General features: G+C 37.8%; 14 protein-coding genes. 9 read left to right on the top strand and 5 right to left on the bottom strand.

What is annotated here, in order from left to right; genetic code table 11:
* Window positions 1–37 precede the first annotated feature (37 nt).
* A complete protein-coding gene (locus F6K22_RS07850) occupies window positions 38–271 on the bottom strand; it encodes a hypothetical protein (protein WP_293095496.1) in 234 nt (77 codons plus the stop codon).
* The gene (locus F6K22_RS07845; protein WP_483244118.1) at window positions 264–443 is read right to left on the bottom strand and encodes a Pepco domain-containing protein; all 180 of its coding nucleotides are present in this window, start codon (window positions 441–443) and stop codon (window positions 264–266) included. Before F6K22_RS07845 ends, F6K22_RS07850 begins: the two co-directional genes overlap by 8 nt.
* 190 nt (window positions 444–633) lie before the next feature.
* Here F6K22_RS07845 and F6K22_RS07840 point away from each other — a divergent pair, with 190 nt between their 5' ends.
* The 5 genes from F6K22_RS07840 to F6K22_RS07820 all read left to right on the top strand — a co-directional run bounded on the left by F6K22_RS07840 (window position 634) and on the right by F6K22_RS07820 (window position 3,318).
* Window positions 634–879 carry a helix-turn-helix domain-containing protein gene (locus tag F6K22_RS07840; RefSeq protein WP_293095491.1) on the top strand — a complete coding sequence of 82 codons (246 nt, stop codon included), beginning with the start codon at window positions 634–636 and terminating at the stop codon, window positions 877–879.
* 5 nt (window positions 880–884) lie between these two features.
* Entirely contained in the window at window positions 885–1,454 is a 570-nt protein-coding gene (locus F6K22_RS07835; protein ID WP_363273061.1) for an RNA-guided endonuclease InsQ/TnpB family protein, read from the top strand.
* Between the two features lie 13 nt (window positions 1,455–1,467).
* Window positions 1,468–1,731 (top strand): RNA-guided endonuclease InsQ/TnpB family protein, encoded by a 264-nt coding sequence (locus F6K22_RS07830; RefSeq protein ID WP_293095488.1) that lies wholly within the window; start codon window positions 1,468–1,470, stop codon window positions 1,729–1,731.
* On the top strand, window positions 1,673–1,975 hold the full coding sequence (locus tag F6K22_RS07825; RefSeq protein ID WP_293095485.1) for a hypothetical protein: 303 nt from the start codon (window positions 1,673–1,675) through the stop codon (window positions 1,973–1,975). The genes F6K22_RS07830 and F6K22_RS07825 overlap by 59 nt, the downstream gene beginning before the upstream one ends.
* 521 nt (window positions 1,976–2,496) lie before the next feature.
* Window positions 2,497–3,318: a tetratricopeptide repeat protein gene (locus F6K22_RS07820; RefSeq protein WP_293095498.1), complete on the top strand. Its 822-nt coding sequence runs from the start codon at window positions 2,497–2,499 to the stop codon at window positions 3,316–3,318.
* 965 nt (window positions 3,319–4,283) lie between these two features.
* Here the strand turns inward: F6K22_RS07820 and secG are convergent.
* Together secG and gpmI are read right to left on the bottom strand one after the other, a co-directional pair.
* Entirely contained in the window at window positions 4,284–4,517 is a 234-nt protein-coding gene (gene secG, locus F6K22_RS07815; RefSeq protein ID WP_293095482.1) for a preprotein translocase subunit SecG, read from the bottom strand.
* Between the two features lie 61 nt (window positions 4,518–4,578).
* The gene (gpmI, locus tag F6K22_RS07810; protein WP_293095479.1) at window positions 4,579–6,177 is read right to left on the bottom strand and encodes a 2,3-bisphosphoglycerate-independent phosphoglycerate mutase; all 1,599 of its coding nucleotides are present in this window, start codon (window positions 6,175–6,177) and stop codon (window positions 4,579–4,581) included.
* Between the two features lie 1,168 nt (window positions 6,178–7,345).
* Here gpmI and F6K22_RS07805 point away from each other — a divergent pair.
* A complete protein-coding gene (locus tag F6K22_RS07805) occupies window positions 7,346–7,966 on the top strand; it encodes a hypothetical protein (RefSeq protein WP_293095476.1) in 621 nt (206 codons plus the stop codon).
* Window positions 7,967–9,164: 1,198 nt separating this feature from the next.
* Here F6K22_RS07805 and F6K22_RS07800 read toward each other — a convergent pair.
* Window positions 9,165–9,479 (bottom strand): hypothetical protein, encoded by a 315-nt coding sequence (locus tag F6K22_RS07800; RefSeq protein WP_293095474.1) that lies wholly within the window; start codon window positions 9,477–9,479, stop codon window positions 9,165–9,167.
* Window positions 9,480–9,882: 403 nt separating this feature from the next.
* On the opposite strand from F6K22_RS07800, the gene F6K22_RS07795 reads away from it, so the two are divergent.
* The 3 genes from F6K22_RS07795 to F6K22_RS07785 all read left to right on the top strand — a co-directional run bounded on the left by F6K22_RS07795 (window position 9,883) and on the right by F6K22_RS07785 (window position 13,095).
* A complete protein-coding gene (locus tag F6K22_RS07795; protein WP_293095471.1) occupies window positions 9,883–11,121 on the top strand; it encodes a hypothetical protein in 1,239 nt (412 codons plus the stop codon).
* A gap of 910 nt (window positions 11,122–12,031) precedes the next feature.
* Window positions 12,032–12,184 carry a hypothetical protein gene (locus tag F6K22_RS07790; RefSeq protein WP_293095468.1) on the top strand — a complete coding sequence of 51 codons (153 nt, stop codon included), beginning with the start codon at window positions 12,032–12,034 and terminating at the stop codon, window positions 12,182–12,184.
* Between the two features lie 179 nt (window positions 12,185–12,363).
* Entirely contained in the window at window positions 12,364–13,095 is a 732-nt protein-coding gene (locus F6K22_RS07785) for an MORN repeat-containing protein (protein WP_375340141.1), read from the top strand.
* The last annotated feature ends 581 nt before the right edge of the window (window positions 13,096–13,676 follow it).

Here is a 13,676-nt window from a genome sequence, read left to right as displayed (position 1 = left end):
CCACTAAAGAAAAACCAAAAATCACCACCACCCTCTTCTATAAATTTTCTTGATATTCCTCTGGTAAACCTAAAACATCTTTGATATTAGCGTAGGTAGGGCGATAATTCTCTTGTGGGGAATTATCTGTGCAACAGAAAACATGATTAAACTTTTCTTCCTTGAGCAAAAAATCTCTCATTTTCTCAGCATCATCTGCTGCATAGTTGAGATTTAATTTAGGATACCTTACATATTCATTAACTCCAATGGTTATAGCAATCTTAAACATCCTGTTTTTGTTGCCGTTTGAACTTAAGTTTAATAGCACCTGTAGTGCCACTAGCTAATGCACCAGCACCAAATAATTTAAGTTCTCCTTTTTCACTAATTTCAACTGAAAGTTCAATCTCATCCAACTTCAATTCTTTTTCTTTAGTTTCTCTTTCAGCTGTATCCAGCAGTTCCTCAATAATATTTACCTCAAATCACTCTTATGGCCAGCGCTATAATCTATGATGCGCGCGCCTGGATAAATGGTGAATATATAATTATGATTCTATCTCATAATTATATACAAATAATATGCTATAATAATAGTATAAAAAGGAAGCTACGTTGTTAAGCTTTAGTGTCAATAAAAGGTCGAAAATAGTGAAAGCCAGATATAAATATCGCATCTACCCTAATCATATCCAAACTAAGAAACTAAGTCAATTATTTGGTTGTTGTAGATATGTTTGGAATCAATCATTAGCCCATTGTAATCAACTATATTCTAACGGCCAAAAGAAGCCTAGCAATTCAGAACTACAAAAACAATTCATAACTCAGGCTAAAAAAGAATTACTTTGGTTAAAAGAAGTAGCGATTCACTCCGTTACAGCAATCATTGAATGACTTAAATCAGGCGTTGCTCTAACTTTTTTCAAAGTTTTGCTGGTAAAAGGAAAGGAATTAAAGTTAAAGCACCTAAATTCAAGTCAAGAAAGTCAAGACAAACTGCAAGATTTGTAGGAGCTAATTACAAAATTGGTCAGGACAAAATCTATCTACCAAAAGTAGGTAAGATTAAAATAATTTGGTCAAGACAACTACCTAGTGAGCCTAGTTCAGTAACTATTATTAAAGATTCAACTAATAGATATTTTGCTAGTTTTGTAGTAGAAATAAATCCTGAGTCATTACCTAAAACTGATAACACAATAGGTATAGACTTAGGTATCAGCACATTTGCTACATTGAGTAATGGCGAGAAAATATTAGCTCCTAAACCACTCAAACAAAATCTGAAAAAGTTAGCTAAGTTTCAAAGAAAGTTTGCCAAGACTGATCCTGGTAGTAACCGTCGTAAAAAACGTAGATTAAAAGTAGCTAAACTTCACGCCAAAATTAAGGATATTCGCACAGACTTCCTTCATAAATTGTCTACTGATTTAGTCAGAAATTACGACACAATTGTACTGGAAGTATGACAATGTTTCTGGTATGGTTAAAAACCGCAAATTAGCCAAGGCAATTAGTGATTTGGGGTGGAGAGAATTTAGGACTTTAACTGAGGCTAAGTGCGAGAAATATGGTCGTAAATTTAGAGTAATTGATAGATGGGAACCCACAAGCCAAAAATGCTCATCTTGTGGTTTTAGAGCAGGCAAGAAAGAACTAAATGTAAGAGAGTGGACTTGTTTAAATTGTGGCACATTCCATGATAGAGATGTTAATGCTGCTATCAATATTCGTATGGGTTGTTAGTGAAACAATTGCAGAAATAACTCAACCGATAATCAAAGTTGAGAAAACTGTAGAGCTATCAAATCCAGTACAATTATCACTTTTTGTTAGCGTAGCTCCTCCGCAGGAGGCAGAAGTCGCGGGCGGGCAGTCCGAGACGTTAAACAAGACGAGGACAAAACGTCAGACTGGTCGTAAAAAGCCAGCAGATTTCAGTGAGTCGTCTACCCACCCTGAGTTTGAGCAGCTTAGTCTGTTTGAATAGATGGGAATCCCGCGTTGTCTCGTAGAGCAACGTCGGGAGGATGTCAACAACCTGGTCATTTCTGCTTTTAGAATATCGACTTGAACATTTCCTATTTTAGGTTTAATCTGATTGGAGACCTTTGAAATAGCTTTACCCATTGAAGATGGAAAACCAATACCTCCTTTGTCACCTCCTTCGCTATCATATTCTGCTCTGGGAGCATCAATGCTGTAAGTTATAATTTGAATAGTATCTTCAGAAATAATATAATTACTCCTTTGTTATTTTATGATTAATGCTTTAACTACTAATAAATAAAATTCTTTCAAGTTCAGATAATTTCTGAGTCAATACAACCGTTATTCATACCTAGATATTGAGTCAAGGTATTCAACTATAAGTCCCATCAAAGCCAGATTTTTCCTATTAGCATCTTGATACAGAACTTATCTGAATCTAACATTCTGCTCAACTCCATTAGACACAATCTTACCTTACAGATATACAGTATGATAAAAAATGGTAAAAATAAAATTAATATGCTGCACTTAATTCGGAAACTTTTCACAACAATTCTTTTATTATCTGTATTTTGCTTGAGTAACCCATCAAATGTAATAGCTGCTACTCAACCACAAAATATCACCCCCACTCAATTAAAAGAATTAGACAATCTATTTAATCAAGCTTTAAATGCCAGTAATAATGGTGACTTTGCCAACGCCGAACAATTATGGACTCAAATCCTAGAACAATATCCCGACAATCCTGCCATCTGGAGCAACAGAGGTAATATCAGACTCAGCCAAAACAAAATAGAAGAAGCAATATCCGATTATGAAAAAGCCATAGAAATTGTACCCTTAGCACCAGATCCCTACCTAAATCGTGGTATAGCTTATGAAAGACTCCAAAAATGGTCAGAAGCGATCGCTGATTACAATCGAGTTATAGAATTAGACCCAACCGATCCAGTTGCTTACAATAATCGTGGCAATGCAGAAGGAGGGTTAGGAGAATGGGAAAAAGCGACTGAAGATTACAAAAAAGCTTCTGAATTAGCCCCTGAATATGCTTTTGCTCGTGCCAATTATTCTCTAGCTCTTTATGAAACTGGACAAACTCACTCAGCAGTACAAACCATAAAAAGTCTAGTTCGTAAATATCCTAATTTTGCAGATATGCGGGCAGCTTTAACTGCTTGTCTCTGGGAACAAGGCAAAAAGGGAGAAGCTGAGAGTAACTGGGTAGCTGCTGTTGGATTAGACCCTCGTTATCAAGACCTTGATTGGGTAGCTAATGTTCGTCGTTGGCCACCTACATTGGTTAATAGTTTGGAGAAATTTATCAAAATACAGTAATTATAGCACTTCCTGCCGGAAATAGGGTAAGGGTTTGGTCTCCAAAGTCCTACTAATCAAACAGGAAGCTTCTATCCACTTCTGAATGTGGCGATAAATATAAAAAATACGGCGGCAGGGCATTCTGTTCTTAAAGCTCTTAGAGTCCGATGCTGTCTTCAGGAGGAGCAATAGTTAACCAAAAACCAAAACACAAACCTTTTTAAAGTTACTGATATATAATTAGGGTTTGCTGAAAAAGTCTTATGGGTGAGGGTAGGAGTCAGGAGTCAGCAGGAATGGGGAATTTAGAGGAGGGAGGCAGAAAAATCATCCCTTGATTTTTCTGCCTCGCATCAACCCAAAATCGTAACATGCATGAGCTCCCAAAATGCGAAAACCTTGTACTTTTTCAAGACCTAAAAAGTCTAAAACCTTTATCTGCCAATGCTTTTATATTTAATCAGCAAGCCCTAATTATGTAGCTTTAAAGAGCTTTGCAGAAAAATTTGGTCAATTCCTTGACAAAAGCTCTTAAGTGAAGTAATAACTTGTACAGTTAGTAACTTGTTTAACAAGGCAACACTTCCCCCCAACGAAGAACCAAAAGCTATCAAAACCGATGGATGGTCGTAAGTTAAGCGACATTAAAAAATGGAATGGGTGAAGTGGAGCATGCGGGGAGCGAGCAGGTTTCGAGCCTCCAAACTTCAAAACTATGGGTCTTGTTGTCAAACAGCAAAACAATCCCTGCAACAGCCGTCACTTTAATCGGTGTGCTATACAGATTCAAAGTGCAAGCTTTGAGTAGGTTAAATATTGACTGGGAAAGGAGAAACCCACACTATACCGAATGGTTAATGTGGGAGTATCTCACAAATTTGAGCTTCCTTAAATTTGTCAATATACTATTCAAGCACTGGTATAACTAGATTCACCGATTTACCATACAAATCTCTGGTAAAGTTTTTTCCTTTGTCAGGAAGCTATTGTGGCAACCACCCTGCACTAAGAAGTACAGTTAAACCCATAAAAAGGACAGAGAAAGTCCAAGTAATCCGATTTAAAGTTATCTCAGCACTCTTAGTGCTAGTAAATAATTGAGCTTGTCCACCAATACCACCTATCCCATCACCTTTGGGGCTATGTAACAAGACAAATACAACAATACCTATAGCTGATATAATCCAGATAATTTCCGCAAGTTGAACAACATTCATAGTCTTCTCATTAATTAATAAAGTTAAGGTAATTTCACTAATAACTTAGTGTTGAGAAACCTTACAAACCCACTCGCACAGGAGTACGATTTTGTTTAAGATCGTACTCTGTCTTATCAATCATTGACTTTCCAGTCATTTCAGCAGGTTGAGGCAGATTGAGAATTTCCAAAATAGTTGGTGCTACATCTGCCAACTGCCCATCATTTCGTAGAGGTACTTTAGTTCCATGACCAGGAATTTTACGTCCCTCTCCTTCTATCAGTATAAATGGCACCGGATTTGTAGTGTGGGCTGTCCAAGGGTTGCCATGTTCATCCCACATATATTCAGCATTTCCATGGTCAGCAATTATTATTGCTGTGCCACCTGCTTGACTAATACTCTCTAAAAGTTTTCCTAGACAATGGTCAACTGTCTGAATGGCATTTACCGCAGCATCCATCACCCCAGTATGACCCACCATATCAGGGTTGGCATAATTAATAACAATTAGAGAATAGATTTGCTTTTTCACTGCAGCGATCGCCACTTCTGTCACATCTTCTGCAGACATTTCGGGTGCTTCATCATAATGAGCTACCATTGGACTTTGAATCAATTCTCGGTCTTCTCCCTCAAATGGTTGCTCGAAACCCCCATTAAAGAAGTAAGTTACATGAGCATACTTTTCAGTTTCCGCAGTACGTAACTGACGTAGACCATGTTGAGAAATTACCTGTCCCAGAATATTATTCAAATTTTGAGGTTCAAAAGCCACTAAAACTCGAAAATTAGAATCATACTGAGTAAAAGTTAAAAATGTCAATGGTTGAATTTGTTGGCGCTCAAACCCATTAAAATCTGGATCTACAAAAGCTTGAGTTAATTGACGGGCACGATCTGGGCGAAAATTAAAGAAAATTACTCCATCTCCGGGTTCTATAGCTCCAGGAGTTACTCTAACTGGGATAACAAACTCATCTGTTACACCCTCACTATAGGAATTTTGTAGTAAATCTGAAGCAGAATGACCAACTCCATAACCATCTTTAGTCATTACATCATAAGCTTTTTGAATTCTGTCCCATCGTTTATCCCGATCCATTGCATAATAGCGACCACTAACTGTAGCAATTCTTCCTACACCAATTTGATTAGTATGATATTCTATCTGTTGAAGTACCTGAACTCCTGATTTGGGATTTGTATCACGTCCATCAGTAATGGCATGAATACAAACATCAGAAATTCCTTTGGCCTTAGCCATATCTAGTAAACCTAATAAATGGTTTACATGGGAATGAACTCCTCCAGGGGAACATAAACCTATTAAATGTAGTTTAGAATTACGCTCGATCACATCCTGGCAAATCTTTTCAATAGCTTGGTTTTCTGCTATTGAGCCATCTTCTACTGCATCAGAAATTCTTACTAATTCCTGTGGAACTACTCGCCCCGCTCCAATATTTAAGTGACCAACTTCTGAGTTACCCATTTGACCTTCTGGCAAACCTACTGCTTTCCCAGAAGCTTGAATTAAAGTTTTGGGATAAGCTTGCCAAAGACTATCAATTATAGGTGTCTCACCCATAGCAATGGCATTTCCATCTTTGTGTTCTCGATAACCCCAACCATCTAGAATAATTAGTACAACCGGAGATATAGAACCATTATTCATAATTTATTACCTTTTATGCCTCATCTCGGTTTTATAATGAATAATCTCAAAATACTATAATTTAGTATTTTTTTCTCGATCGTAAGTTCAATTAATTTTATCAAAATAAAAGTTATATAATATCTTAATAAATAAAATTATAAAATCGACTTAAAGCCATTCTAGCGATGGTTTTAAGTTGATGTTGAATATATTGGGAAGAGGACTACTGCTAATTAGTCGGAAAAAAATCAAAAGCTCTGTAGTGATATACTTCTAGACTGAAAGTTAACATTACTGTAGACTTCTTCTCCTAATAAAAAATAAAATCTTATTGAGTAGAGTCAGAGTAGTTAATCTAGTTGGATTATGACCGAAAACTTTCATCAAGGGTGAGCAACACTTGATATTCTGGCCTAAGCAAACCTAAAGAAAGATTTAACCTTAATTTAACAAACAATTTCTAACCAGCATCAAATCCTTACTATTTACAGCGCTTTCCGTTGTTATGAGGTACAAAATTTTAGGTTTGAGGGAACACTTAACTGGGAACACTTAACTGGGAACAGGGAACAGAAAAGAAGAAAAATAACTGTACCTCATAGATTCGGAAACTTCTGTAACTTTACCCTATCCATCATAGTTAACTTTAATTGGTATTTAAGTTATTCATTATGACTGATTCTGGCTGATATCAAATCCGGTTGAATACTTATTGTATAGTTCGGGGAGTAAGGAGGGTGGGAAGTGTGGGGGGGTGTGGGAAATGTCGGAAGTGAAGTATAGATATAAACATATAGTATAACACAGTAGACTTCTTGTAGAAGTTAGGGAATAGGTATGGAGGGAGATTAAATTGTTGATTTCATATCTTGAATTGATTTAATTAAAACTGTTGCAAGAGGTTTAGTGAAAATCTTGATTTAATTAAGGTTTTGGATTTATTCGGCCAGCCATAATTATGTCTGATTACTTACTATAATAATTGCCAGGTTTTCAAATTACTTAGGAAGAAATTAAGATTTAAACTAAAAAGCAAGGAGAAATAAATCTTCTGAAATTCTTAAAAATGATGAAATTTTGATATTGATTTGAGAAAAACTGAAAATTTTGATGATGGAGCTAGCAGAAACGCTAATATCAACTATAAAATTAAAGTGACATTGCCAAACAGAAACAAAACCTAAAAATGAGCAAGCTTTTGTATTTCGTCAGTATAGGAATATTAGCTTTCTGGATACTTAGATGTGAATCCCTAGCAGTTAATGATGAGGAGATGCAACTGATAACGTTATCAGATTCCAGCAGTTTTTATCAGCAAATCCTAGCTCAGGTCTCAGCTCCTCCATCTTCTGATTCACCATCTCCATCAGCAGAAGTTCCGGAAAAGTCCAATACAGTCGCTAACTTGATCAAATCTACCGATCCAGAAGAAAGAGAAAAATCTCTAAAACAAAATCTCGAAAATCAGCTAGATAGTATTACAACAGATCAAAGCGTTTCGGAAACAATATTTGTTCCTAGGACTAGAGATCCATTTTCTGTTGTGCCCCAAATTCCAGTACCAGAATTAACAACACAAGAAGAATCTTCAGTAGGCCAATTACCAGAGATACAAGGCCAACAATTGCCAAGTCTACCTACCCTTCCGGAAACTAAATCTCCTGTTACTTGGCAACAACAAAATGCTAGAAGAATAGTACCAAGTGACGATAGTCTGGATATAGCCCAACAAGGCCGTAGAAGACCATCACCCGCTAATTCAGTATTTGAACCTAGAAACTCTGTATTTGTAGAACGTGGTTGTTAATTTGATCTTTGATAGAACCTTACGCAAAAATTGGGTTGAAAGCCTCGCTCATAAGCGGGCTACTTTATATTACACTCAGAAAACTGGAAAAATATTCAACCGCTCTAAAAACCTGTAGCTATCGATATGGGTAGCGCACTTCACCTTTAAAACTAGATTTATTGGGTTTTGCCAAATTTTAGCTTGTGGATGGAAAAACTCTAAGCAACAAGTACCAGAGAACCAAGTTTTTTTAGGTTTAACTGTAACGTAGGGCATAAGTCCACAGGCTATTAAAATATAGCAAACGCTTGGGGAGAGAACCATATCTGGATTATACTTCGCAAGGCTTTTGATTTAAGTTGACTAAATGTTTCGCTATAGGACATGAAAGTCATAGCCTTGCGCCAGCAAACGAAAAATCATGGTTTGAGGTGAATCTCCGCGTCTAACCGCCGGAAAGTATCTCAAAAAAACTATTTCGGTCTAGTTAAGGTAGACTAGCTGCTATGAACCCTCTGTCTGAAAAATATTAACTTTAGTTGAGATGGGAAAAGGCAGATGTTAGTGAAGCTTGCTCGAAGAATTGGATACCTCGTTTGCGCAAGGGTGGCTTAAGTCAATACGAATAAAAGCTGATTTATAAAGTAAATATTGGGAAACTTGGATTAATTATGCCTGAGTAGAGCATTGAGTTAATCAAAGAATAACGATATAATGCGTTAAAAAGCATACTATTACACTGGCTGCACTCATGCATAAATGAAATCCATGCCTAACAAAGCTCAAACTCAATTAACTTACAGAAAACCCTCTATGCTCAAGAGGCAGGTTATAGCAGATAGTGTTATAACTGGGGGTTAAGTTAACAGAATGCAGCTTACATGGATAGTAGTTATAAACCTAATGCCCGTAAACTGATAGAGGTTTTTGCTAATCAGACAAAACCTCGATATCAAGATATGCGGTCGGCTTGATCGTCAATGCCTGTGGATGAGTAACCGCCGACGACCTCAGTAGAAGGCGGTCAGACCCTGCCTAGGCGTAAGACGCAAGCGGTGCGACCCCGCGCCGCCGACAGGCGCAAGGGAATGCTGACCAAGAGAGGGAACGCGCACTCCTGTGAGGGAATGCTGACCAAGAGACAGGAAGTAAACATTAAAATGTCGTTATATGACGTTTTATATCAATTTTATGAAGTAGTATAACTGGCTCAGAGCTACATGAGTTGACATCCTCCCGACGCTGCACTTGCCTGACAGCGCGGGATTCCTAACCATCGCTGATTAGGGTTTTCTGCTGCCTCTTGCAGAGGAGCTGCGCTAACAATGCACCAGCCTCCGAGGTCGAAGCCTCTTTCCGGTCTTACGGTCGCTCCACAGACTGACACTGCTAGCCCAGCAGCCTTTAAATACCATAGCACACGCTTTGGAAAAACCGCAAAATTGATTGGTTTTCCCATGCGACGCTCCCTTGGCAGGAGAGCGCGGGTCTTCAACCAACGTTGAGATAAAAGTCTAACCCAAGTTGACAAATCAGCTCTAAATACCCTCCTTAATTTTGTTATTGTTGAGGAAAAACTCAATAATAACAAAATTTTGGTTGTGCTACTTTAGTAGACTACAATTTAGCAAAATTATCATACCTTTGGGATGAATGCCAATCAATATTGCACTTCTAACAGTAATCTGTTACCTTCAATAAGACTTCTGGGCTAGCAGTTTCATTATATCGAGTAACCGTAAGACCATAAATAGTAAAGGACTTCGGAAGTAGGTGCCATGTTTCCCTGCGCGACATGAAAAGGGCAGCTCCTCTCAAAGAACAGCATAAAAAGCCTCTTTGAGATAAGCTTTCTTAGGTAATGCTGCGCAAACTAGCTCCGTAAGGAAGATGTCAATGCTATCCTGTGCAATATTAGGTTTTTCACAATCGTAATGCGTAAACTTTTCTTAACAGTAGGAGCAAGTATATTATCTCTTTGGATAAGTGGATGTGACTCTATTCCTTTTATCAATGGTAGAGATAGTTCTACTGCCAATACTCCAGAAGCTTCCCCTAGCCCAAAATTAGAAGCTCCAGAATCTCTATCTTCAAAATCTACTGATGGACCTTTTCCATCTCCAGATGTTCCTCAGAAGTCGGAAATATCAACAGATTTAATTCGGTCTACAGACCCGAATGAAAGAACCAAATCCCTCAAGCAAGAAGTTCAAACTAACACAACCTCTCAAACACAAACTTCTATTCCGGCAATTCCAGATACAAAAGATCCTTTCTCAGATTTACCAACTATCCCAGTACCACCTCAGGACTCCGATCAAACGGGCGATCCTATATTTACCCAACTTCCTGAAATAAGCAGTCAACAAGTACCAAATATCCCAAATTTACCAGAAACTAAATCCCCTTCCTCTTGGAGACCAAGACCAGCAGAGAGAACTAAAACCACAAATCAGGTGGCCACAAATCAGGTGGGAGATTCAAACCAAGCAGCTCAACAACAAAATTCAGAACAGTCAGTCCAAACAAGGAAACCCGACCAACCAAATCAAAACTTAGGTTCTCCACAACCTCCCTCTCAATCAAGCAGAAAAACAACAAGTAGTTCACAACAAAAAAGAAATCAACAAGTAGCATCTGGAAGTAATACTCAATCAAGAAGCAATAGTAATACCTCGTCAAAGACCAATAATAAAACCTCCAATCAGACAGTTGCAGCTCATCCCCCAAGTGCTACACAATCCCCAAAAATACCTTCACCACCAAAACCCCCAGAACTGCCAAGTTCATCTACTCAACAAGTACCAAGTTTACCAGAATTGCCCATATCACCAACCCCACCTACTCAGTGGAGAGGACCTGGTTTTCCACCACCACCTCCTCCTCCACCACCACCTCCTCCACCACCACCACCTCCTCCGGATACTACTATTGCCGATGGCATAGAAGTTAGCGGGGTTGTGGAAGTAGGAAGTCAAAAACAGATTATTGTGAAAGTTCCTACCGAACCTACAAGTAGATATGTGAAAATTGGGCAAAGACTGGCTAATGGGAAGGTATTGGTAAAGCGAGTTGACTTGAAGAAGGGAGCTGACCCAATTGTTGTTTTTGAACAAAGTGGTGTGGAAATTCCCAAAGAGGTTGGAAGTAAACCAATAACTGCTGAAGAATAATAAAAAAATTGCTGCTCAGAAAGTTTGGGGATTTTTGAATGAATCCTCAAAACTCCTATAATATTTAGAGTTGAGTATTGTAAAAATAATAGTAATCTTTAATACTCTCCTAGCTAAAAATCAATAGAGCCTGAGAGTAAAAAAAAGATTATCCAAATACCTTTGGTTATGGGATAGAGGGTAGAGTCAATCTTGGAGAACTCCTAACTTGAAGCAACTAGCGCCGTACTATGGTCGATCGCGATATGGTAAGAGTGAAAAAATAAAGGCTTGTCTTATATGACTATGTTTTTGTGAACTAAATTATATACAGCCCTTTGCAAAAGAATTAGGTACTACAGATTAAAACAATAATCTTTTGAATTTGAGAAAATAAAAAATTATTTTACTCATTGTTGTAAATGTACCAATTAGTCCGACAAATCTAAAAGATATCGGGAGGAAAGTTCCCGGAAGATTTATCCCCTGGTTAAATAATGAAACGCGGGTTTCAACCCGTAGTAAAAATCTGCTATCCTAGTAGGATAGCAAGTAAGAACAAGGTTTGTAGCCATTACCTCTGGCTAGTACGGTGAGATTCCGGTAGACAGTATAAGGGGACTTAATGTCCTACGGCGGCTGAAAGCAAGCAATACAGCTAGAGCAGCGATTTATTGCTCCAAAATTTTGAGTAAAACCACTCGTGAAAGCTAACAAAAAAATGTAAGCTCGCAGCTAGATAATTGTCTATGTCGAGGAGTGTAGAAGTCTGCCCTTCAGGCTTGAAGAAAACGCGGATTTATCCAGTTTTCGGTGGATTTGCCACAGAATCCAGAGTGTTTCAACCCCTGGAGATGTCAATGCTGTATAATATATATATATAATCAAAGCACTGAAATTAGCTAATTCCTTAAGAAGTCTCACACCATATTTGAAAAATTGGCGCATTGGAATCGGCGGTAAATTAATGGGAAATCAAGTACCATTAATTGAAAAATATTATTCTTTCACAAAATACCTAGAGAATTATCCGATAGAATTAATTATTGTCCCCATTGTGGCATTGTTATCGGTTGCAATCTAAACATTTGGCGATAAATATATGAAATAGGGCGGGAGGGCATTCCGTTATTAAAGCTCGTGGAGTCCAATGCAATAGCAGGACTGGGTAACGAGAAGACCAGACTATACCGAATGGTTAGTATGGGAGTATGTCACAAAACAAAAATTGTATATATAAATAAGCAAGCTTGATACTAAACTATGCTGCGATTAATAAAACAACTAAGGACAGCAATATTAACAGGTTCTTGCCTAGGATACATAATCATAATGTGGCATCCTCAGCACTTAATGGCACAAGAACAAACAGAAGCACCTTTTTGTGAAGGTAACCCTCCCACAGGCAGAGTTAAGTGTAATTACCCCAATGGAGATAATTATGCTGGGGATTTTGTAAATGGAAGGCCACAAGGAAGTGGTGTATATATCTATGCTAATCGCGATCGCTACGAAGGACAGTTTCGTAATGGTCTTCCTAATGGACAAGGTACTTTTATATTCTCCAATGATGCTAGAGTGACAGGAGTATTCCAAAATGGACAAATTAGGGCAGGGACAATTATTTTTGAGAATGGCGATCGCTTTGTTGGAGATTTTAACTTAGTAGAAAATCTCTCTAGTAGTGTGATTAGTAGTCAGCCCACGGGTAGAGGTCAATTTATTTACGCTAATGGCGATCGCTATGAGGGAGAATTTTTTGCGGGGTCTCCTTTTGGTCCAGGAGTGTTTACCCGTGCTAATGGAATACGGTGTCAAGGAGATTTTTATAACGCAGCACTAGATGGCAAAGGAAGTTGTACATATCCTAATGGAATTCGCTATGAAGGGGAACTAAGGGGTGGAGTACCTCATGGCGTAGGAATTATTATAGATTCTGAAGGAAAGCGATTTCCTGGAGTATTTCGTAATGGTCAAAGACAAGAACAAACATAATATAGGATTTATCACCCTTTTTGAGATACATTTATCTTTTTTCTTACTATTCTCTATTCCTTGTTCCTTGTTGCTGGATTAATTGTTTGGGAAATAACTTAATTATCAACAGGGAATAGGGGAAAAGATAATTTTGGTCTACTGAATAAGTATTTGGTGGATAGATAGGAGGATAGAGTTAGAAGGAATAGGGAATATACAGGAGTGAGAAAAAAATTTCTGATATTTTTGAGGTTAGGTCTGTTAGAAATGCAGGGTTTTTGAGACAGACAAAAGCGATAATCAAGAACAAACATAATATAGGATTTATCACCCTTTTTGAGATACATTTATCTTTTTTCTTACTATTCTCTATTCCTTGTTCCTTGTTGCTGGATTAATTGTTTGGGAAATAACTTAATTATCAACAGGGAATAGGGGAAAAGATAATTTTGGTCTACTGAATAAGTATTTGGTGGATAGATAGGAGGATAGAGTTAGAAGGAATAGGGAATATACAGGAGTGAGAAAAAAATTTCTGATATTTTTGAGGTTAGGTCTGTTAGAAATGCAGGGTTTTTGAGACAGACAAAAGCGATAAT

This window comes from Okeania sp. SIO2F4, from assembly GCF_010672385.1.
Lineage (GTDB): Bacteria > Cyanobacteriota > Cyanobacteriia > Cyanobacteriales > Microcoleaceae > Trichodesmium.
The sequence above is the reverse complement of the archived record's forward strand: the minus strand, read 5'-3'. Positions and strand labels throughout refer to the sequence as shown.

Excerpts from the sequence above, each read along its gene's own strand:
- secG (WP_293095482.1), bottom strand. The coding sequence starts at position 4,517 with ATGAATGTTGTTCAACTTGCGGAAATTATCTGGATTATATCAGCTATA.
- F6K22_RS07850 (WP_293095496.1), bottom strand. The coding sequence starts at position 271 with ATGTTTAAGATTGCTATAACCATTGGAGTTAATGAATATGTAAGGTAT.
- F6K22_RS07820 (WP_293095498.1), top strand. The coding sequence starts at position 2,497 with ATGCTGCACTTAATTCGGAAACTTTTCACAACAATTCTTTTATTATCT.
- F6K22_RS07785 (WP_375340141.1), top strand. The coding sequence starts at position 12,364 with ATGCTGCGATTAATAAAACAACTAAGGACAGCAATATTAACAGGTTCT.
- F6K22_RS07795 (WP_293095471.1), top strand. The coding sequence starts at position 9,883 with ATGCGTAAACTTTTCTTAACAGTAGGAGCAAGTATATTATCTCTTTGG.
- gpmI (WP_293095479.1), bottom strand. The coding sequence starts at position 6,177 with ATGAATAATGGTTCTATATCTCCGGTTGTACTAATTATTCTAGATGGT.
- F6K22_RS07805 (WP_293095476.1), top strand. The coding sequence starts at position 7,346 with ATGAGCAAGCTTTTGTATTTCGTCAGTATAGGAATATTAGCTTTCTGG.
- F6K22_RS07830 (WP_293095488.1), top strand. The coding sequence starts at position 1,468 with ATGGTTAAAAACCGCAAATTAGCCAAGGCAATTAGTGATTTGGGGTGG.